Raw genomic sequence first — 19,445 nt, 5'->3', positions numbered from 1 at the left:
CATGAAACCGACAAAACGAAAACGGGGGGACGGGGGGCAGTTTGCCCCCCGGTCTTCGATGTTTCAAAGTGTCGGTGCTTTGGCCAGAAGCGGCATCACATCCGCCATTTCCGGGCCGTTCTCGCGCCCCGTCATGGCCTTTCGCAGCGGCATGAACAGGCCCTTTCCCTTGCGGCCCGTCGCCTCTTTCACGGCCGCTGTCCACTGCCCCCAAGTCTCGGTTGTCCAAGGCTGGGCCGGCAGCATGGCCAAGGCCTGCGCCACGAATTCACGATCTTCGTCAGCCACCAGTGGCGTTGCGCCATCACGGAACAACTGCCACCAGCCCTCCAGATCGCCCAAGACCGTGATGTTGCCCTTGGCCACGTCCCAGAATTCTTCGGCCTTGTCCGCAGGCACACCCAAGGCCGCGACCCGGTCTTTGACCTGATCGAAGGACAGGCCCTGAACATAGCCGCGCGTCAGCGGGAACAGGTCTTCGGCGTCGAATTTGGTTGGGGCCGCGCCAAAGGTTCCGACGTCGAAGCCTTCGGCCAATTCGTCGATATTGGTGAACAGTTCCACCGGGCGGGACGAGCCAAGACGCGCCATCAGGCTGAGAAGCGCCATCGCCTCAACCCCTTGTGCACGCAGGTCTTTCAGCGACAAGGTTCCCAGACGCTTGGACAGTTCCTCCCCCTTCGCCCCGGTCAAAAGCGAGTGGTGGGCAAAGTTTGGCGGGGTGCCGCCCATGGCCTTCATGATCTGGATCTGCGTGGCAGTGTTCGTCACATGGTCCGCACCGCGCACGATGAAGGTCACGCCCATGTCGATGTCATCGACCGAGCTGGCAAAGGTATAAAGCACTTGCCCGTCGGCGCGGATCAGAACCGGGTCCGACACGCTGGCCGCATCAATCGAGATCGGGCCAAGGATACCATCCGTCCATTCGATGCGCTCCTGATCCAGAAGGAAACGCCAATAGCCATCACGACCTTCAGCGCGGAGCTTTTCTTTTTCGACATCCGAAAGCTTCAACCCCGCACGGTCATAAACCGGGGGTTTGCCCATGTTCAGTTGTTTCTTGCGTTTCAGGTCCAGTTCTGTGGGGCTTTCGAACACCTCATAGAACTTGCCCTTGGCCTTCAGATCCTCGGCGGCCTCGCGGTAACGGTCCAGCCGCAGCGACTGTTTTTCAACCCGGTCCCAATGCAGGCCCAGCCATTCCAGATCACGCATGATCTGATCGGCGTATTCCTGCTTTGAGCGTTCTTGGTCCGTGTCGTCCAAACGCAGGATGAATTGGCCGCCGGACTTCTTGGCGATCAGGTAGTTCATCAGCGCGGTGCGCAGGTTCCCGACATGGATATAGCCGGTGGGCGACGGGGCAAAACGGGTGACGGTCATGAAAGGCTCCTTTGACCGCCCTTCCCTGTCATATGGCCCCGGAATTGTCCAGTTTCCTGCAATTTATCGCAGGGTTTACGGTGAACCACTTCTTCCCGGAAAGACGTGGATCGCCTATATCGCGGATATGACACAGATATCCCCCGATGCCATTGCCCCCGACCTCGCGTTCATCGAACAATTGGCGCATGGCGCGATTGCGTCCTTGCCAGAACCCTACCGTGCGGCAGCGACGCATATCGTGCTGCGGATCGAGGATTTTGCCCCCGATGACATTCTTGAGGCGATGGATCTGCATGACCCGTTCGAGTTGAGCGGTCTTTATGACGGCATTCCGCTGACAGAAAAATCGGTCAGCGATCAGGTGACGCATCCTGACGTGATCTGGCTGTTCCGGCGGCCAATCCTTGAAGAATGGGCCGAACGTGGGGATGTGTCTTTGCAGGAATTGGTGACGCATGTCGTTGTGCATGAGGTGGCCCATCACTTCGGCTGGACCGACGAAGAGATTGCCGACATTGATCCATGGTGGGAGTAGTCGCACAACTCTTGTGCATCCCCGCACTCAAATGACGTCTCTGTGACTCGCCAGAACTCGTTCCGTGACTACCTCCTAGTCTGTTGTCCAAACCGAGGAGGATCACGATGACCGCCCGCAAGATTTCGCGCCGCTCTGCCCTGATGGCCGCAGCGAGTTTGCCTTTGGCCCCCGCAATTCTTACCCGCCCCGCCTTTGCCGCGGCTGACATGCAGGGCTCGTCGACACCTGTGTTCAACCGTTTCAAGATGGGTGATCTTGAAGTTACGACCCTGTTGGCGGGGACGCGACCAGTGGAAAAGCCTAATGAAATCTTTGGCTTGAACGCCAGCGCCGAGGAGTTCAAGGCCGCAGCGGATGCAGCCTTTTTGCCGACCGAGGTTGCCCAGTTCTTTTTCACCCCAACGCTGGTGAACACCGGGTCGGAACTGGTTCTGTTCGATACGGGCCTGAGTGCAGATGGCACGGGTGCTGCGCTTTCGGCGGCGGGGATTAGCCCTGACCAGATTGATGTCGTGGTCCTGACTCATATGCATGGCGACCATATTGGCGGCATGATGACCGCAGACGGGAACGCGACCTTTGCGAATGCCCGTTATGTGACCGGATCGGCAGAGCACAACCATTGGTCTGCGGCCGGAAACGAAGGATTTGACAAGAATGTCAAACCCTTGAACGACAAGTTCAGCTTCCTTGACGATGGTGGCAGCGTGGCATCGGGCATCACTGCCAAGCTTGCGGCGGGCCACACACCGGGCCACATGATCTATATGCTGGAAAGCGGCGGCAAGACGCTGGCAATCACGGCAGACACCGCGAACCATTATGTCTTCTCGCTGGCGCACCCAGATTGGGAGGTGCGGTTTGACGCCGACAAGGCCGCAGCAGCGAAAACCCGTCGCGATGTGTTCGGCATGCTGGCCGCCGACCGCATTCCCTTCATCGGCTATCACATGCCCTTCCCCGGCATGGGCTTTGTCGAGGCGCAAGGGGATGGCTTCCGTTATGTTCCGGCAAGCTATCAGATGATGCTGAATGGCTGATTAACAGCCGGTTCAGCCAGATCAACAAGGGTCCGGGTTCCCGGACCCTTTTTCATTCGGGGATTGAAACTCTGTGCATCCGGGCTTTTCCGCAGCCCCTGTTGGCGCTAACATACGCGCCGACGAAAGGACGCCCCGATGCAAGCCCCCATTCTGACCCTGACTTTGAACCCTGCCTTGGACATGGCCACGGATGTCGTTGACATCATGCCGGGCCACAAGCTGCGTTGCACTGATCCGCATCTGGACCCGGGTGGCGGGGGGTTGAATGTCAGCCGTGCAATCAAGGCCTTGGGCGGTGACAGCCTTGCGCTGGTGGCCTTGGGCGGATTGACAGGGGATCGTCTGGCCGGACTTATCCGCGCTGAAGGGATCACCTTTTTGTCGATCCTCGGGCCTGGTGAAACCCGGCAAAGCCTTACAGTGACTGAACAATCCACGGGCAAGCAGTTTCGTTTCATGTTGCCCGGCCCGGTCTGGGGCGCGGCGGAACGGGCGCGGGTCTTCACCCTGTTGTCCGCCACGGCGCGGCCCGGCGGGATCAGCGTGATTTCGGGCAGTCAGCCCCCCGGTGTGCCGGCCGATTTCCCTGCGCAACTGGCGGCCAGCATGGAAGGCAGCCGGATCGTTCTGGATACGTCGGGACCTGCATTGTTCGAGGCCGTGAAGAACCCGATTCCCGGACTTGATGTCTTGCGGATGGACGGCGAAGAGGGTGAGGAACTGTCGGGTCGAAAATTGGAAACCCGCGCCGAAACCGCTGATTTCGCAAGCGAATTGGTGGCAAGTGGCGTCGCCAAGACGGTGATCGTGGCCCGTGGCGCAGATGGCAACGTGCTGGCCAATGCCAAGGAACGTCTTTTCTCGCCTGCCCCGAAGGTAAAGGTCAAATCCACCGTTGGCGCGGGCGACAGCTTTGTTGCGGCTTTTGTTCTGGCGATGGCGCGGGGGCAGGACGCGGCCACAGGTCTGGCGATGGCCTCTGCCGCGGCAGCGGCTGCGGTGATGACCGATGCCACGCAACTGTGCCGGGCCGAAGATGTGATGCGCCTGATGCCCCAAGCCGCGGCAGTCGCGCTGTAAACCCTTGGGAACGCTGGATTAACGGCCAGCGCTTTCCCCAAATAAGGGTGTCACCTTTCGTACACCCCCTGTACACCCCCCGTGCAGACGCGCGGCGGGCGTTGCCCATGTTAACCCTTTTGCACGAATCGACTTGCGATCACGCGCCCGAGTCGTCGCGCCAGCGGTTGGCAATCGGATAGCGGCGATCCAGCCAGAAGGCTTTTTGTGTGAGCCGGGTTCCGGGGGCGGATTGGAAGCGTTTGTATTCGGCGATGTAAAGCAGGTGTTCCACCTTCTTTACCGTTGCCCGGTCAAAGCCTTCGGCGACCAGATCGGCCACGGATGCCTCACGTTCGACCAAGCCTTCCAGAATGGCGTCCAGCACCTCATAGGGGGGCAGGCTGTCTTGGTCGGTCTGGTTCGCGCGCAGTTCCGCACTTGGTGGCTTGGTTATGATCCGTTCCGGGATCACCTCTCCTGCCGGGCCTTTCATCCAAGGGCGATGGTGTTCATTGCGCCATTTGGCGGTCAGGAACATGCGGGTTTTGTACATGTCCTTGACCGGGTTATAGCCGCCATTCATGTCGCCATAGATGGTGCAATAGCCCACGGCCATTTCCGATTTGTTGCCGGTGGTCAAAAGCATCTCGCCGAACTTGTTTGACAGCGCCATCAGCATCAGCCCGCGCAGGCGGCTTTGGATGTTTTCTTCGGTGATGCCTTCCTCGGTTCCCGCGAAAAGCGGCGCAAGGGTTTCGCCCACCGCCTTTTGCGCGGCGGTGATTGGCACGGTATCAAGGCGGCAGCCCAGCGCGCGGGCGCATTTTTCGGCATCCTCAAGCGAATGCTGGCTGGTAAATTCCGAAGGCAACATCACGCAGCGGACATTTTCCGGCCCCAGCGCATCGCTGGCAATGGCCGCCACAATCGCGGAATCGATACCACCCGAAAGGCCAAGGACGGCCTTTTTGAACCCTGTCTTGGCAAAGTAATCGGCGACCGACAGAACACAGGCGCGGTAATCCGCCTCGCCGATCGGCGGGATGGAGGCGATTTCGCCCTTTTCCGCCTGCCAGCCGTCATCCGTCTCGGTAAAGGTGACATGGGTCAGGTGTTCATCAAATTGCGGCATCTGGACCGCCAGATGACCGCCGGGGTTCAGCACCATCGACGAGCCATCAAAGACCTGATCATCCTGCCCGCCCACCATGTTAAGATAGACCAGTGGCAAGCCGGTTTCGATCACGCGGCTGACCATCAGGTTCAGCCGCAGATTGGGTTTGCCCCGGTGATAGGGAGAACCATTGGGCACCAAAAGGATCTCGGCCCCGGTTTCGGCGAGCGTTTCCGCCACATCCGGGTGCCATGCGTCTTCGCAAATGGGCGAGCCGATGCGGACACCGTTGACGATATAGGGGCCATGCACATCGGCCGAGGAAAACACGCGCTTTTCGTCAAATACCGCGTCGTTCGGCAGGTGATGCTTCAGGACCGTGGCCGTGATCTTGCCGCCCTGAAGGATGTAATAGGCGTTGTAGAGTTTCAGATCGCGCAAGGCCGGGCCACCGATGGCCATAGCTGGGCCATCGGCGCAGTCGCGGGCCAGGTGTTCGATCGCCTCGATTGCCGCCTGAACGAAGGCAGGCTTCAGGATCAGATCCTGCGTCTGATAGCCCGTGATGAACATTTCGGTCAGCGCGACCATGTCGCTGCCTGCCGCCTTTGCACTTTCCCATGCGGCCCGCGCTTTCGCGCCATTTGCGGCCAGGGCGCCGACGGTGGGGTTCAACTGCGCGAGTGTCAGGCGAAATGTTCTGGCCATAATGGGCCCCTTCGATCGTCTCATTCTTCTGTCGTTCTAGCAGGTTGGCGAGAAAGGGAAAGCGCCGCCCCGCCTATCGGTTGCCTGCGCCAAGCTTGAAAGCAGAAAGAGGGGCCGCTAGGCTTGCCTGCGGATGCAAGACAAAGGGGCCTGCGAATGCGGCAAGGTGCACGAGGACTGGTCGGAGCGGCATTTCTGGGTCTGGCTTTGGCAGGCGCCGCCATGGCGCAAGACGGCGAGATCGTCACCAAGCAATATGACGACGGGTCGTTCTATGAAGGCACCTTCAAGGATGGCCGCCAGCATGGCACCGGCACCTATACGCTTCCAAACGGGTATTCCTACACCGGCGAGTGGGTCGACGGCGAGATTCGCGGCACCGGCACGGCGCGCTACCCCAATGGCTCGCTGTATGAGGGCCAGTTCGCGGCAGGCAAACCCGAAGGGCGCGGCAAGATCACCTATGCCAATGGCGGCAGCTATGAAGGCGACTGGACTGGCGGCAAGATGACCGGGCAAGGCGTTGCGACCTATCCGGACGGTTCGGTTTATGAAGGCGCCTTTGTCGATGGCAAACACCACGGTCAGGGCGTGATGAGAGGCGCCAATGACTCGGTCTATGACGGGGCTTGGGTCGATGGTGTCAAAGACGGCAAGGGCAAGATCACCTATGCTGACGGGGCCGTCTATGACGGGGATTTCAAAGCCAATATGCGCGAGGGGACTGGCCAGCTGACCATGCCCGATGGGTTGACCTATCTGGGCGATTGGAAGGCCGGGCAGATCAACGGCAAGGGCAAGCTGACCCAGCCCAATGGGGATATCTACGAGGGCGACTTCGTCGAGGGGCTGCGCCAAGGCACCGGCAAGATGACCCATGCCAATGGCGATGTTTACGAAGGTGGCTTTGTCGCGGACAAGCGCGAAGGCCAAGGCACCTTCCGTTCTGCCGATGGCACGGTTTTCGACGGCCAATGGGTTGCGGGCAAGCTTCAGGGCAAGGGCAAGATCACCTTTGCCGACGGCTCGGTCTATGAGGGCGATGTGGTCGCCGATCAGGCCGAAGGGCTTGGCAAGATGACCTATGTCGATGGCTCGACCTATGAAGGCGCGTGGAAGGCTGGCGCGATTGAAGGCGAAGGGACGGCCACCTATCCCTCTGGGGCCGTCTATTCCGGGGCCTTCACCAATGCCCAACCCAATGGCAAAGGGTCGATGACCTTGCCCGACGGCTATCGCTATGACGGGGATTGGGTCAACGGCCAGCGCCAAGGCGAAGGGACCGCTACCTATGCCGATGGCACGGTCTATGCCGGGGGCTTCGTCAATGGCCTGCGCGAGGGCCGCGGCACGATCACCATGGCGGATGGTTTCCGCTATGAGGGCGATTGGAAAGCCGGCGAGATTGACGGTGTCGGACTTGCCACCTACCCCAATGGCGACGTCTACGAAGGCGCCTTCGTCAAGGGCCGGCGCGAAGGACAGGGCAAGCTGACTTACATCAGCGGCCAGATCGCCGAGGGCATCTGGAAAAGCGGCATCCTCACCGCCCCATCGCCCACTCCTGCTGCAACGGAAAGCGCGGCCCCGGCAGAAGCCCCGCCCCCCGCCGAAAATGCGGCCCCCGCAGAACCTCAGAACTGATCTGACCTTTATCTTGGTCTAAATATCCCCGCCGGAGGCACCGCTGTCTTTGTGGGCTCGATGCCCGCAAAGACGGCACTGCCTTTCGCCGAGATCACACTGCTTCTCCGGCCTCAAGACGGGACAGGAAGGCAGCCGCCTCTGCCAGCACGGTCTTGCGCCGCGCATCCTCCACCCTGTCCCATGTCCGGTACATCTGCGCCATGCGGGGATTTGATTGAAAGCGCTCCCGGTGGCGGATCAGGAAATCCCAGTATAGCAGGTTGAACGGGCAGGCCTTTGGCCCTGTCTTGTCCTTCACCTTATAGGCGCAGTTGCCGCAATAATCCGACATCCGGTCAATATAGGCGCCAGAGGCCGCATAGGGTTTGGACCCGACCACCCCGCCATCGGCAAACTGGCTCATCCCGATGGTGTTCGGGGCCTCGACCCATTCAAAGGCATCGGCATAGACCGCCAGATACCACTCATGCACCTCGGCCGGATCAATGCCCGCAAGCATCGCGAAATTGCCGGTGACCATCAGGCGCTGGATATGGTGGGCATAGGCCATGTCGCGGGTCTGGCCCACCGCCGCAGAAAGGCAGGACATCTGCGTCTTTGCCCCCCAGAACAGCGGCGGAAGGGCGCGCGCGGCGCCCAAGGCATTGCGCGCGGTGTAATCCGGGCCTTCCAGAAAATAGACGCCACGAATGAATTCGCGCCAGCCGATGATCTGGCGAATGAAACCTTCCACTGCGTTCAAGGGGGCCTTGCCCGTTTTCCAGGCCGCTTCCGCCGCCTCGCAGACCTCGCGCCACCCCAGAAGCCCAAGGTTCAGATAGGGTGAGATCAGTGCATGGCTTAGCGTCGGGTCGTCCTTCAGCATGGCGTCCTGTTCCTCGCCAAAGCTGGGCAAGGCATGCGCGATGAAATGCGTCAAGGCTTTACGGGCCTCCTTGCGGGTCACGGCCCAACCAAAGGGTCGGAGCCTTCCAAAATGGCCGCTGAATTTCGCCTCGACCAGATCAAGCACCTCGGCGGTCACGTCATCGGGGTCAAAACGCGGGGGGCGCGGGCGAAACATGTTGGGTTTGGCGGGCTTGCGATTGTCATGGTCAAAGTTCCACTGTCCACCTGCCGGATCGTCCCCTTCCATCAACAGGCCGGTCTTGCGGCGCATCTCGCGGTAGAACCATTCCATCCGAAGCTGTTTGCGACCCTTGGCCCAGTCCTGAAATTCGGCCTCGGAACACAGAAAACGGTCGTCGGGCCGGAGCGTGACAGAAAGCGGCATCTCTTCCAGCGCAGCGATCAGCCGCCATTCCCCCGGCTGCGTTGCCAGAACTTCGGTCGCCCCTGTTTCCGAGGCGCGGCGCAGCAGTTCGCCCGCTATGGATTGGCTGTTTTCGGGATCATCCAGCCGCGAATAGCGGACTTGCCAACCCTGTTCCTGCAGCTCTTCCGCGAAATGGCGCATGGCGGACAAGACCAAGGCAATCTTTTGCGGATGATGACGGACATAGGAGCCTTCCGCCATCACCTCGGCCATCACCACGATGTCTGTGGCCTTGTCCGCCTTTGTCAGTGCGGAAAGGCTGTGGGAAAGCTGATCGCCCAGAACAAGGACTAGACGCGGGCTTACCACGGCACGACCTTTCCCTGCCAATCGAAGAAGCCACCGGTTTGGGCCGGTGTCAGGCTGTCGAGAACGGTCATCAGGTTTTCTGCGGCCTCAGCCGGCGGAACGGTCGGGTGGTTGCCTGCGTATTTTGCGGTCAGGGGCGTGGCGACAGTGCCCGGATGCAGGCAGGCCAGCACAGCCTGTTTATGGCTGCGGGCCAGTTCGATGGCGGCGGTGTGGACCAATTGGTTCAGCGCCGCCTTTGCCGCGCGATAGGCATACCATCCGCCCAAGCCATTGTCGCCGATACTGCCGACACGGGCCGAGAGGACGGCGATCTTTGCAGGTGTTTCGCGCGGGATCAGCGGCAGCAAATGTTTCAACACCAGCGCAGGCCCGGTTGCATTGAGCGCGAATTGCGCGGCCAAGGTGGCCGGGTCCAACTGGCGCAGGCTCTTCTCGGGCGCTGCACCGTTCAGTTCCAGCGCGCCAGTGGCAATAAAGACCCGATCAAACCCGCCCCTCAGCGCGCCAAGATGGTGGGCTATACTGGCCTCGTCCGTCAGATCAAAGCCATCGACCGATCGAGACAGGCTGGTGACGTCATACCTCTGGGAGGAAAGGGCAACGGCCAGCGCGGCGCCAATTCCGCCCGAAGCGCCGATAACGAGTGCGCGCATAGGGAAACCTTTTTCCCTTGTTCGGCTCAGGCCGCCAATCGGATCAGATCACGGTCAAAAATCCGCGCCAAAACCTCGGCCCCATAGGCCTCGTTGCCATGCACGCCATCTGGGGCGCGCAGATTTTCGGGCAGCGGCTGATCGGCCCAGTCTGGTTCTTCGCGGGGGTCGAACACGGCAATGCCATGGTCGCGCAAGATCCGGGTGATGCGGGCCGCAAAATAGAGCGCGACCGGATCGGTCTGAATCATCGGGGGCGCGATGACCAAAAGATTGGCATCCAAGCCCCCCAGACGCAGCAGCCGGAACAGGCTGTTCCTGTGGCTGAAGATATAGGCCACAAGGAAAGCATCCGAGACGAAAAGCGCCTCTTCCGTGACTGCCGCATGGGACGGGTCAGGGCTGTGACCATGCCGCGAAAACAGCGGGACGAGGCGGCCCAGATGATAGCCGATGCTGGCCAGAACCGGAATATCCTTGGGAAAGGCCGAGCCTTCGACGGTTTGCGAAAACTCGGCAATCCGTCGGTTCAATCCGCGTCGATGGGGGGTTGTCAGCCCATAGTCAGGATGCGGGCGCATCTTGTTTTCGTGCCAGAAGTTGCCGGAGATATAGAGCATCTCGGACCGCAGGCCGCGCGCAATGGCCGCCTCTTGCAGGGCGGCGGTGTGGCTGTCGCCAATGATGAGCAGGTCAGGACGCATTATAGGCCTCCAACGCGGCTTCTTCGCAGACCAAGGCCTCGGCCTCGATCGCCTCGGTGATGGCGCGGTCGCGGGCAGCTTCGGCCTCGGCCTCGGCCCCGTGGCGGGCAGGAGCGGTCAGGCGCAGGCCGCCAAAGAAATGACCCATGACCGTATCCACCCCCTGCCGGACGACCGACCGCAGATTGGGTTCAAAGAATGCCGAACGGGTTGGTGCGCCGGTGATGATTTCGTAACTGGGGAAGTAATCGACGCGGGCCTCATCCTCGGCCATCTCCCCCGCGACAGCGCGGAGAACGGATTTGGAACGCGTGGTGGCAACAAGGACATGTTGGCCGCTGGCGGTCGCGGTCAGAGGCACGGGGCTGACGGTCAAGAGCAGGTGGATTTCGGGGTTCAGACGGGTCAGGAGGGCCAGTGACTCGTCCAGCGCGGTGCGGATCGCGGCAGATCGGTAATTGACGAAATGGTGCTGGTCCGGGTCAAAGCGCCCGCCCATCGTGCCGGGACATGCGGCGAAGGGTTGGGCCTTGGTATTCTCCCACCCCTCGGTCAGGCCAAGGGTGAAGACAAAGACATCGGCCCCGATGACCGCGCGTTTCAGGCCACGGATCATGGCAAGGCGGGACAGAACGGCCTCGTTCAGGCTGGAAAATCCATTGGGCTCTATCGCCGGGCGCAGGCTGTCGCGGAAACGGCCATCTGCGTCTTCCCAGATTTCCGGGCCATCTACCGGGGTGTCGCCGACCACCATAGAGAGAAGCAGCCGCAACTGGGCGGCGGTGTAGACATTTGCGGTGCGGGCGGAAAAGACGCCGTAATTATACTCGCGCGCGAGGTCGAGGGGCGTGCCGCCGGGGGCGGGTTCGCCGTCGATCCAGCCCATGCGCCGCTCTTTCAGCGCCCGGCTGATATGCTGGGCAAAGCAGGAGCCGAAGGTGGCAAAGCGGGCATCGCTGGGCAGGTCCCATTTCGAGGTCCAGAGATCGGTCAGACCAAAGATCCCGGCCTCGGCCACACCCGTGCGCCAAAAGGCCTTGGGCGGGAGGGAGGCATAGGGATTGGTGGGGGCTGCTGCGGGCTTTTTCATGGAACCGTCGTTACGGGGCGAGTTTGGTCGGATTGTGGCAGATGGGGAAACAATCGCACAGGGGGGTAAGCAGTACTTTTTGGGGGAAATTTACCCGTCCCCGTCGGGGACGCAAAAACGACCGGGGGAAATCAAAGACTTAGAGTCGGGGGTTCACGGTTTTTTAAGATCTCCCCGAGGAGAGGCGGTCGATTGCGGTCAGAAGGGAGTTGGTTTGCTGGAGGTAAATGTCGGCCTTCGCCTGCTGGAACACGTCGCGTGCCGCCAGTACATGACTGCGAGCATCTGATAGCGAGGCCTTTTCTTGCGACACACCAAACAGTGCCAGTTGGTCATTTGCCAGGTTAACCTGCGTCATTGCCCAATTTATCGGCGCATGCTCAAGGTTCCAAACATCCAGCACTTCTGAATGAGCCTGAACCGCCTGCGATATCCACGGTTTGGTATTCGTCGCCACCCCCAACTGTTGGAGAACGTTTGCCAAGGCATTGCGAGACTCTGCCCAATTCATGGGTTCCGCGTCTTTGGTCCTGATCATCAAAGCAGCTTCGAATCTGGATAGTGCGTTCGGCAAATGCTGCGCATCTCGCGTCAGCCGAGCGAATGTGACGAGTGCATTTCCCAAATTGTGCTGAACCATCGCCCATTCGGAAGGGAAGGCCGACCTCGTCCAAACTTTTTCGGCCTCATGGTAAGCACGAGTAGCGCAATCGACAGCCCAAGGACTCGCACTAAGCTCCCCAATTTCCTGAAGCACACTACCAAGGTTGTTCTGTATCCCTGCCCATGTGGCTGGTGCCTGCGCTAGTGTTATCGACGCCAAGGCACTTTCATGTGCCTCAACGGCCTCATACAACTTTTCCTTTAGGCCGAGTTGCTTGCCTAGAGATGCAAGAGAAGTACCCAGATTGGTTAAGGAAATCGCCCTTTTTTCAGCGTACTGATCTTCCTTCCACTCACTCGCCGCCGTCTTGAAATACTCTATCGCCTCGAACAATGGCGCGGCCTGCCCTGTGCGATCCGCAAGGCATTGCAATGCCAAGGCGCGATCATTTAGGGCATCGCCACGGCTTTCCGCGTTGCTGGCGGCTTGGAACTTTGCCTGTGCGAGATGAATCGAAACATGCAAGTCGAAGCTTACACCCTGCGACCGGCCCCTTTTGTAATATTCAAACTGAGCGTCTTGCAGAGATTTGACGAAATCCTGCGGCGCACCTATCCGCAAGCGTTCAATTAGGTGCCCTGCGGCACGGTCGGGGCGGTTCCGAAGACGGGCCTGTGCCGCGCCTTGATCGCGCAGGGCGGCAAGCCCCGCATTCTGGGCGGCGATGGCTTCGTCAATCGCTTGATCCGCCGCCTCAAGCTTGCCCAGATCGTTCAGGCGCGCGACCTCGGCCAGTACCGCCTGAACCGCATCGCCCGTATTCGAGGGCAAGGCCGCGCGGGCCCTCAGATCGGCGGCTGTGCGGAGGGCGGCCTCAAAGCTCGCCAAGGCCATGTCGAAGGTTTCGACCGGACCTGTGGCATAGCGGCGGGCGAGTTCAACGACGAGTTTTTCCGAAAGATGCAACTGCTGGGACAGGGTCGCATTGCGCTGGATCAGAGCCTGAACGATTTCGGGGTTCGGTTCGGCTGTGGACTGGCGAATATCCTCCAGTTCTGTCGGGGTGATGTCCAGCACCCCGCAATAAGCTTGCACCACCCGCTCATGCGGGTTGGCGATCAGGCCTCGTTCCAGTTTCGACACGTCTTGCTTAGTTTGTTCAGGTGAATTGTTGGCACGGTCGGCAAAGACAAGCGCCCCAAGGGCGCCTTGCTTCCACCCCCTCTCGCCCCGTTTGCGCTTGACCAAGAGGCCAAATGCGGCCCCGAAACTTTGCGACATGATTTTCACCTACCAGCAAACCGACTTTGCCTGTCGTGCGCGGCACTTGGCAAGCGGGCAGATTGAACCTGCGCAAAACCGGGGTGCGGGCCCGCCCCCTTTCAAACAGAAAGGGATCGATATGTGGAAATGGATGCTTGGCGTGCCGGGGGTGAACCTTGCCTTTGCAGTGATTTGCTTGGGTTCGGTGGCGGGCCTGCCCAATGACTGGGTGATGGGGCTGTCAGCGCTATTCTACCTGCGTTTGGCGTTCTGGCCGTGATCCTCGACCCGCGAAAGGGGGCGCTGCCCCCTTTTCGCAGATTGGCTTTGGCCAATCTGCTGACCCCCGGGATATTTGAGGACACGAAAAAGGGGCGGGGAAAGAACAAGGGCGCGGCGGCGTCCCTTTGCTCTTTGGCCTTTATTGTGCGTAGGAAAGAAGTTCTTCGATGCGGGCGCGGCCCAGTTCGACCCGACAGGATTGGATCGCGATGCCGGCGCCAGAACCGCCGCCGAAGGTGGTGCCGACAAAGTCGCAATGTGCGTCGCGATAGGCCGCCCATGCGGCTTGGCCCGCTTCGAGCGCGGGGGTGGCCATTGGTCGGCCTGTTGCCTCGTCCAGAGATTTGGCCGAGTCGGTTGCGAAGCCAAGGGCAAGCGCGAGGGTTTTCTCGATGGTCGCCTCGGCCTCGGCCACGCAATTGCCGATTTCCACCTGGCTTCCACTGCTGAGACTGCATTCCAGAGACGGGTCTGCGATGGCGACAGCGGGGAAAAGGGCGATCGCGCAAATGACGGGAAGTTTTGAAGAAAAGGACATGGCTGAACCTATGGAGAGAAACAAGAGTTCGAGTGTGACGGCGGGGACGCGGAAATCAAAGACTGGACGTTCGTCCGTCGCAGATTTTTTTCAGAAACCGGACTTCTTTTCGCCGCGTCATTTCCCCCTTGACCTTCCTGCCCCTATCCGTATCGTCGCGCCCTATGACACGGGATCGGATCATTACTGGCACGGCATGCGCATTCAGCGCCCTACTGCCCCGTGGACTGCTTCTTCTTAGCCGCCTCTGAGCGTGCCTTTACGGGCGCGACCGCTCAGAGGTGAACAGCGCCCCCGACACGCACCAAGGCTAAGAGACAAGGATTACCGACATGACCAAGCAGAACCGCGTTCTGATTTTCGATACCACGCTGCGCGATGGCGAGCAGTCGCCCGGGGCGACGATGACCCATGAAGAGAAGCTGGAGATTGCCAGCCTTCTGGATGAGATGGGCGTCGATATCATCGAGGCCGGTTTCCCGATTGCCAGTGAAGGCGATTTCGCGGCGGTGAGCGAGATTGCCAAGCGGTCGCGCAATTCGACCATTTGCGGGCTGGCACGGGCGAATTTCAAGGACATCGACCGCTGCTGGGAGGCCGTGAAGCACGCGAAAAGCCCGCGCATTCACACCTTTATCGGCACCTCGCCGCTGCACCGCGCCATTCCGAACCTGGACATGGACCAGATGGCCGAGCGCATCCATGAGACCGTGACGCATGCGCGCAACCTGTGCGACAACGTGCAGTGGTCGCCGATGGACGCGACTCGGACCGAAAGCGATTACCTGTGCCGGGTGGTCGAGATCGCGATCAAGGCGGGGGCCACGACGATCAACATTCCCGACACTGTGGGCTATACCTATCCGCGCGAAAGCGCCGATATCATCCGCATGCTTCTGGAGCGGGTGCCGGGGGCGGACACGATCACCTTTGCCACCCATTGCCACAACGATTTGGGCATGGCGACGGCGAATTCGCTGGCCGCTGTTGAGGCCGGTGCCCGGCAGATCGAATGCACGATCAATGGCCTGGGCGAGCGCGCGGGCAACACCGCGTTGGAAGAGGTTGTGATGGCGATGAAGGTGCGCCATGACATCCTGCCCTTCGAGACGCGGATCGACACCACGAAGATCATGAACCTGAGCCGCCGTGTGGCCAGCGTTTCGGGCTTTAACGTGCAGTTCAACAAGGCCATCGTCGGGAAGAACGCCTTCTTGCATGAAAGCGGCATTCACCAGGATGGCGTGCTGAAGAATGTCGAGACCTTTGAGATCATGCGGCCCGAGGATATCGGCCTTGTTCAGAAGAACATCGCCATGGGCAAGCATTCGGGCCGCGCTGCGCTGCGGGCGAAGCTGAAAGAGCTGGGCTATGATCTGGCGGACAATCAGCTGAACGATGTTTTCGTGCGGTTCAAGGCCTTGGCTGACCGCAAGAAGGAAGTCTATGACGACGATCTGATCGCGCTGGTGGCCGATCAGGCGACGAATGAAGAGCATGATTACATGCAGGTCAAACGCCTGCGCGTGGTCTGTGGCACCGAAGGCCCGCAAGAGGCCGAACTGACGCTGACCATTGACGGGGTGGATCATACCATCGACGCTACCGGCGACGGGCCTGTGGATGCGGCCTTCAACTGCGTCAAGATGCTGTTCCCGCATCATGCGCGGCTGGAGCTTTATCAGGTGCATGCAGTGACCGAAGGCACGGATGCCCAGGCCACGGTTTCGGTGCGGTTGCAGGAAGACGGGCGGATCGTGACCGGGTCTTCGGCGGATACCGACACGATTGTGGCGAGCACGAAGGCCTATGTGAACGCCCTGAACAAACTGATCGTGCGGCGGCAGAAATCGGCCCCGGGCGATGATGTGAAAACGGTGACCTACCACGGCGAATAGGCCGGGGGACGCAGCCGAACGGTTGGCGAGGGGGCGCTGCCCCCTCGCGGTTTTCGGTGAAAACCGCTCTCCCCCGGGATATTTTTCAACAGAAAATGGGGCGGGCGATGGGCAACAGCATGTGGGCGGTGGTGACAACCGGAACCGGCGGCTTTGACCGGCTGATCTGGCGCGAGGTGCCGCGGCCAGACCCGGGGCCGGGCAGTGTGCTGGTGCAGGTCTTGGCGGCGGCGGTGAATAATACCGATCTGAACACCCGTCTGGGCTGGTATGCGCCCGAGGTGACCGGGGGCACGGCAGAGACGCGTGGAGATGACCCGGTGGCTGCGGGCGGCTGGGATGGGGCCACGCCTTTTCCCTTGATCCAAGGCACGGACTGCTGTGGCCGGGTGGTGCAGCTGGGCGCGGGCGCATCAGCGGAGTTGCTGGGGCAGCGCGTCTTGGTGCGGCCCTGCATGGACGACCCGGAAACGGGGGTGCCCGGGGCCGTTTGGCTGGGGTCGAACATCGACGGCGCCTTTGCGCAATATGTGACCGTGCCAGCGCGGGAGGTGTTCGTCGTTCGATCTGGCTGGCGCGATGCGGAATTGGCGAGCCTGCCCTGTGCCTGTGGCACGGCGGAAAACATGCTGCACCGGGCGGGAGTCGCTGCCGGGATGCGGGTCTTGGTGCCGGGGGCCTCGGGCGGTGTGGGGTCGGCGGTGGTGCAATTGGCGCGGCGGCGGGGGGCGGAGGTGATTGCCATCACCTCGGCAGACAAGCGCGCGCAAGTGCAGGCGCTTGGGGCTGCAAAGGTCTTGGTGCGGGGCGATGATCCTGTGGCGGTGCTGGGGACGAAGGCTGTGGATGTGGTGGTCGACAATGTGGGCGGGCCGGGCTTTGGCACGCTGTTGGCGTTGCTGCGACGTGGGGGGCGCTATGTGACCTCGGGCGCGATTGCGGGGCCCGTGGTGCCGCTGGACCTGCGGGTGATGTATCTGAACGACCTGACGCTGATGGGCTGCACGGCTTGGGCGGCGGAGGTTTTTCCGAACCTGATTGGCTATGTGGAGCGGGGGGAGATTGCGCCCTTGGTCGCGGCGGAGATGCCGTTGGAGCGGATCGTCGAGGCGCAGAAGCTGTTTGAGGAAAAGCGGCATTTGGGAAAGATCGTGCTGATCCCGCCAGGCGCCGGGTGAAAGGCCAAGGGGGCGCTGCCCCCTTTTCGCGTCTTGGGCAGGCCCAAGCCGCTGACCCCCGGGATATTTTCACCAAGATAAAGGGGGATCTGACGAAGGAAGAGGCGCGGATTTCAGGTGGTCGATGAAGGCCCGGAGCGGCAGCGGTGGATTGCGGCGGCTGGGATAGTAGAGGAAGCAGCCCGGAAAAGGCGGCGTCCAATCAGCCAGCAGGCGGACAAGTCGTCCGGCGGTGATGGCCTCGGCCACCTCGTCTTCGAAGAAATAGCCGATGCCGACCCCGGCCTCGGCGGCGGCGAGGCGGATCGGCACCCAGCGGGTGATTAGCGGGCCATCGACGGCGATCTGAAGCATCTCGGGCCCGGTGGTGGTCTGGCGGTCGAATTCCCAGCGATAGGGGCTGCCTGTCGAGGGGCTGACGGTCACAAGGCATTTGTGATCGGCCAGATCGCGCGGGTGGCGGGGGGCCGGGTTGCGGGCGAGATAGTCTGGGGAGGCCACGCAGGCCATGCGCAGATCGCCGCCCAGCGGGAGGGCGATCATATCGGCCTCAAGCCGTTCGGCCAGACGGATCCCGGCATCAAAGCCTTCGGCGACAATGTCGACGAGACGGTCATTCGAGGCGATTTCAAGCCGGACATGCGGGTATTTCTTCAGGAAGGCCGGCACCAGCCGCTCCAGATGTGGCAGCGCGATGGAGACCACATCGAGCCGCAGACGGCCTGCGACCTCTCCACCTGCCGAAAAGCTGGCATCAATGACGTTGTCGAGATCGTCGAGCACGGGAAGCAGGCGTTCGGCAAGCCTTTGACCGGCATCGCTGGGGGCGACTGACCGCGTCGTGCGGTTCAGAAGTCTTTGGCCGAGGCGGTCTTCGAGGGCCGAGACGGACTGGCTGAGGGCAGAGGGAGAGACGCCCAGATAGGCGGCGGCACGGGTAAAGGTGCCGTGCCGGAGGACGGCGGCGAAGGCGCGGAGTTCAGCGAAGTCGGAGGGGCGCATTGTTTAGCCACACTTAAAAGGACATGAAGATAATGCCGGATTATCACAGAATGTCTTTTGAGGCAAAACAAGGCCTGCGTGAAGACGGAGGCGATTATGTGGACGGAGTTGAAAGCGTGGTGGGTGGCGCAGGGCGAGGCGGTGCAGCTGGCCGGTCTGTCGGACCGGTTGCTGGACGATATGGATATCGACCGCGGATCGCTTCGTCAGCGGGTGATGGGAGAGGCGCGCTTTCCGATTGCCTTTCGCCGGCGGGGCACGGTGCAGGAGCCGTGCTGCAAAGCGGGCTGTGAGATGAGCCAAGCAGCGCAACGCTGAGGCGTTGTGCCGCTGCATTCAAATCGGGCCGAAGGTTTGGGAAACGGCGGCAGAATGTTCGGCCAGAGCCGGGTTTGCTGCCCATTGGCCCAAGAGATCGGCCCAGCGCAAGGCAACGAAGGTTACGTCTGCGCCGCGGACAGATTGGGCGAAGGACGCAATCTCGGCCTCGTGCTGGGCAATCGCCGTTGGGGAGACCGGTTTGCCATTTGCCCATTGAGCGGGGGCGGCATGAAGGTAGACAAGCACTGCGCCCAAGCCGCGTTTTGCCGCCTGCGTTTTCAGGCCATAGGCATGTTTCACAAGCTGGACGGCATCGAGATTGGAATAGGTCTGCGCGCCCTTTTCCAAGGCGAGGCGCATGTCGTTCCAGGGGGCCATGCCCTGCCCCCAATCACGGCTACCGTAAGCCTCGGTAAAGCTGGTTGCCTTTTTCGGGCGGAAAGGTTCGTAGCGCTTGCTTTCGACGCCGACCAGCGTGGTGGCGGTGGTGATGGCGGCATCTAGCCAAGGGTGACGCCCGCCGCGCCACGGAAAATGCATTTCGGCCTCAATCTGGACCTCCAGCGGGGCGCCCATGGGCACAGACGGGAGGGCAGGTAGCTGGGTTGGTCGTTCCAGGAACCAGCCAAAGGCATTGGCGGCAAGGGCTGCGGAGGATTCAGGGCTGGAGAATTTGCCGCTGGCCAGTTCGTTGCCGGGAGAGCGGCGCAGAGCGGCAAGGACCAGATCGCCGGGAACGCCGGGAAGAAATTCGGGGTCAGTCACGGCGATATCCTTTTTGAGG

The 19,445-nt window shown here is 61.2% G+C and carries 18 protein-coding genes; 8 read left to right on the top strand and 10 right to left on the bottom strand.

What is annotated here, in order from left to right:
• Positions 1-63 precede the first annotated feature (63 nt).
• On the bottom strand, positions 64-1,386 hold the full coding sequence (gene gltX / locus ACSBLW_RS17420; RefSeq protein ID WP_435257863.1) for a glutamate--tRNA ligase: 1,323 nt from the start codon (positions 1,384-1,386) through the stop codon (positions 64-66).
• A 127-nt stretch (positions 1,387-1,513) separates the two neighbouring features.
• Between gltX and ACSBLW_RS17415 the strand changes: the two genes are divergently transcribed.
• The 3 genes from ACSBLW_RS17415 to ACSBLW_RS17405 all read left to right on the top strand — a co-directional run bounded on the left by ACSBLW_RS17415 (position 1,514) and on the right by ACSBLW_RS17405 (position 4,050).
• Positions 1,514-1,924, top strand: coding sequence for a metallopeptidase family protein (locus tag ACSBLW_RS17415; protein ID WP_435260151.1), 411 nt, complete (start codon positions 1,514-1,516; stop codon positions 1,922-1,924).
• Positions 1,925-2,031: 107 nt separating this feature from the next.
• The gene (locus ACSBLW_RS17410) at positions 2,032-2,967 is read left to right on the top strand and encodes an MBL fold metallo-hydrolase (protein WP_435257862.1); all 936 of its coding nucleotides are present in this window, start codon (positions 2,032-2,034) and stop codon (positions 2,965-2,967) included.
• 138 nt (positions 2,968-3,105) lie between these two features.
• Positions 3,106-4,050 carry a 1-phosphofructokinase family hexose kinase gene (locus tag ACSBLW_RS17405; RefSeq protein WP_435257861.1) on the top strand — a complete coding sequence of 315 codons (945 nt, stop codon included), beginning with the start codon at positions 3,106-3,108 and terminating at the stop codon, positions 4,048-4,050.
• A gap of 139 nt (positions 4,051-4,189) precedes the next feature.
• On the opposite strand, the gene ACSBLW_RS17400 is transcribed toward ACSBLW_RS17405, so the two are convergent.
• Positions 4,190-5,854, bottom strand: a complete 1,665-nt coding sequence (locus ACSBLW_RS17400) for an NAD+ synthase (protein WP_435257860.1) — start codon at positions 5,852-5,854, stop codon at positions 4,190-4,192.
• 156 nt (positions 5,855-6,010) lie between these two features.
• Between ACSBLW_RS17400 and ACSBLW_RS17395 the strand changes: the two genes are divergently transcribed.
• The gene (locus ACSBLW_RS17395; RefSeq protein ID WP_435257859.1) at positions 6,011-7,498 is read left to right on the top strand and encodes an MORN repeat-containing protein; all 1,488 of its coding nucleotides are present in this window, start codon (positions 6,011-6,013) and stop codon (positions 7,496-7,498) included.
• Between the two features lie 94 nt (positions 7,499-7,592).
• Here the strand turns inward: ACSBLW_RS17395 and ACSBLW_RS17390 are convergent, their stop codons facing one another.
• From ACSBLW_RS17390 to ACSBLW_RS17370, 5 genes are all read right to left on the bottom strand, one after another.
• Positions 7,593-9,125 (bottom strand): cryptochrome/photolyase family protein, encoded by a 1,533-nt coding sequence (locus tag ACSBLW_RS17390; RefSeq protein WP_435257858.1) that lies wholly within the window; start codon positions 9,123-9,125, stop codon positions 7,593-7,595.
• Positions 9,119-9,781, bottom strand: a complete 663-nt coding sequence (locus ACSBLW_RS17385) for an SDR family NAD(P)-dependent oxidoreductase (RefSeq protein WP_435257857.1) — start codon at positions 9,779-9,781, stop codon at positions 9,119-9,121. The genes ACSBLW_RS17390 and ACSBLW_RS17385 overlap by 7 nt, the downstream gene beginning before the upstream one ends.
• Positions 9,782-9,807: 26 nt before the next feature.
• Positions 9,808-10,485 (bottom strand): hypothetical protein, encoded by a 678-nt coding sequence (locus tag ACSBLW_RS17380; protein ID WP_435257856.1) that lies wholly within the window; start codon positions 10,483-10,485, stop codon positions 9,808-9,810.
• A complete protein-coding gene (locus tag ACSBLW_RS17375) occupies positions 10,475-11,575 on the bottom strand; it encodes a GSCFA domain-containing protein (protein WP_435257855.1) in 1,101 nt (366 codons plus the stop codon). The genes ACSBLW_RS17380 and ACSBLW_RS17375 overlap by 11 nt, the downstream gene beginning before the upstream one ends.
• Positions 11,576-11,738: 163 nt before the next feature.
• Positions 11,739-13,460, bottom strand: a complete 1,722-nt coding sequence (locus ACSBLW_RS17370; protein ID WP_435257854.1) for a hypothetical protein — start codon at positions 13,458-13,460, stop codon at positions 11,739-11,741.
• 121 nt (positions 13,461-13,581) lie between these two features.
• On the opposite strand from ACSBLW_RS17370, the gene ACSBLW_RS17365 reads away from it, so the two are divergent.
• Positions 13,582-13,722, top strand: coding sequence for a hypothetical protein (locus ACSBLW_RS17365; protein WP_435257853.1), 141 nt, complete (start codon positions 13,582-13,584; stop codon positions 13,720-13,722).
• Positions 13,723-13,863: 141 nt separating this feature from the next.
• On the opposite strand, the gene ACSBLW_RS17360 is transcribed toward ACSBLW_RS17365, so the two are convergent.
• On the bottom strand, positions 13,864-14,262 hold the full coding sequence (locus ACSBLW_RS17360; RefSeq protein ID WP_435257852.1) for a lysozyme inhibitor LprI family protein: 399 nt from the start codon (positions 14,260-14,262) through the stop codon (positions 13,864-13,866).
• Between the two features lie 323 nt (positions 14,263-14,585).
• Between ACSBLW_RS17360 and ACSBLW_RS17355 the strand changes: the two genes are divergently transcribed.
• Both ACSBLW_RS17355 and ACSBLW_RS17350 read left to right on the top strand, forming a co-directional pair.
• Positions 14,586-16,160 carry a 2-isopropylmalate synthase gene (locus tag ACSBLW_RS17355; RefSeq protein ID WP_435260150.1) on the top strand — a complete coding sequence of 525 codons (1,575 nt, stop codon included), beginning with the start codon at positions 14,586-14,588 and terminating at the stop codon, positions 16,158-16,160.
• A gap of 107 nt (positions 16,161-16,267) precedes the next feature.
• On the top strand, positions 16,268-17,338 hold the full coding sequence (locus ACSBLW_RS17350) for a zinc-binding dehydrogenase (RefSeq protein ID WP_435257851.1): 1,071 nt from the start codon (positions 16,268-16,270) through the stop codon (positions 17,336-17,338).
• Positions 17,339-17,407: 69 nt separating this feature from the next.
• Here the strand turns inward: ACSBLW_RS17350 and ACSBLW_RS17345 are convergent, their stop codons facing one another.
• The gene (locus ACSBLW_RS17345; RefSeq protein ID WP_435257850.1) at positions 17,408-18,340 is read right to left on the bottom strand and encodes a LysR family transcriptional regulator; all 933 of its coding nucleotides are present in this window, start codon (positions 18,338-18,340) and stop codon (positions 17,408-17,410) included.
• A gap of 96 nt (positions 18,341-18,436) precedes the next feature.
• On the opposite strand from ACSBLW_RS17345, the gene ACSBLW_RS17340 reads away from it, so the two are divergent.
• A complete protein-coding gene (locus ACSBLW_RS17340; RefSeq protein WP_435257849.1) occupies positions 18,437-18,658 on the top strand; it encodes a hypothetical protein in 222 nt (73 codons plus the stop codon).
• A gap of 18 nt (positions 18,659-18,676) precedes the next feature.
• Here the strand turns inward: ACSBLW_RS17340 and ACSBLW_RS17335 are convergent, their stop codons facing one another.
• Positions 18,677-19,426 (bottom strand): PGN_0703 family putative restriction endonuclease, encoded by a 750-nt coding sequence (locus ACSBLW_RS17335; protein ID WP_435257848.1) that lies wholly within the window; start codon positions 19,424-19,426, stop codon positions 18,677-18,679.
• Between the last annotated feature and the right edge of the window lie 19 nt (positions 19,427-19,445).

The sequence above is a fragment of the Thioclava sp. FR2 genome (assembly GCF_051200875.1).
Lineage (GTDB): Bacteria > Pseudomonadota > Alphaproteobacteria > Rhodobacterales > Rhodobacteraceae > Pseudotabrizicola.
Note: the sequence above shows the minus strand (reverse complement) of the source record. Positions and strands in the feature narration are given on the sequence as shown.

What these genes read in the sequence shown, in the direction of transcription:
- ACSBLW_RS17350 (WP_435257851.1), top strand. Translation starts at nt 16,268, where the DNA reads ATGGGCAACAGCATGTGGGCGGTGGTGACAACCGGAACCGGCGGCTTT.
- ACSBLW_RS17410 (WP_435257862.1), top strand. Translation starts at nt 2,032, where the DNA reads ATGACCGCCCGCAAGATTTCGCGCCGCTCTGCCCTGATGGCCGCAGCG.
- ACSBLW_RS17380 (WP_435257856.1), bottom strand. Translation starts at nt 10,485, where the DNA reads ATGCGTCCTGACCTGCTCATCATTGGCGACAGCCACACCGCCGCCCTG.
- ACSBLW_RS17395 (WP_435257859.1), top strand. Translation starts at nt 6,011, where the DNA reads ATGCGGCAAGGTGCACGAGGACTGGTCGGAGCGGCATTTCTGGGTCTG.
- ACSBLW_RS17415 (WP_435260151.1), top strand. Translation starts at nt 1,514, where the DNA reads ATGACACAGATATCCCCCGATGCCATTGCCCCCGACCTCGCGTTCATC.
- ACSBLW_RS17370 (WP_435257854.1), bottom strand. Translation starts at nt 13,460, where the DNA reads ATGTCGCAAAGTTTCGGGGCCGCATTTGGCCTCTTGGTCAAGCGCAAA.
- ACSBLW_RS17340 (WP_435257849.1), top strand. Translation starts at nt 18,437, where the DNA reads ATGTGGACGGAGTTGAAAGCGTGGTGGGTGGCGCAGGGCGAGGCGGTG.
- ACSBLW_RS17400 (WP_435257860.1), bottom strand. Translation starts at nt 5,854, where the DNA reads ATGGCCAGAACATTTCGCCTGACACTCGCGCAGTTGAACCCCACCGTC.
- ACSBLW_RS17345 (WP_435257850.1), bottom strand. Translation starts at nt 18,340, where the DNA reads ATGCGCCCCTCCGACTTCGCTGAACTCCGCGCCTTCGCCGCCGTCCTC.
- ACSBLW_RS17385 (WP_435257857.1), bottom strand. Translation starts at nt 9,781, where the DNA reads ATGCGCGCACTCGTTATCGGCGCTTCGGGCGGAATTGGCGCCGCGCTG.
- ACSBLW_RS17405 (WP_435257861.1), top strand. Translation starts at nt 3,106, where the DNA reads ATGCAAGCCCCCATTCTGACCCTGACTTTGAACCCTGCCTTGGACATG.
- ACSBLW_RS17365 (WP_435257853.1), top strand. Translation starts at nt 13,582, where the DNA reads ATGTGGAAATGGATGCTTGGCGTGCCGGGGGTGAACCTTGCCTTTGCA.
- gltX (WP_435257863.1), bottom strand. Translation starts at nt 1,386, where the DNA reads ATGACCGTCACCCGTTTTGCCCCGTCGCCCACCGGCTATATCCATGTC.
- ACSBLW_RS17375 (WP_435257855.1), bottom strand. Translation starts at nt 11,575, where the DNA reads ATGAAAAAGCCCGCAGCAGCCCCCACCAATCCCTATGCCTCCCTCCCG.
- ACSBLW_RS17360 (WP_435257852.1), bottom strand. Translation starts at nt 14,262, where the DNA reads ATGTCCTTTTCTTCAAAACTTCCCGTCATTTGCGCGATCGCCCTTTTC.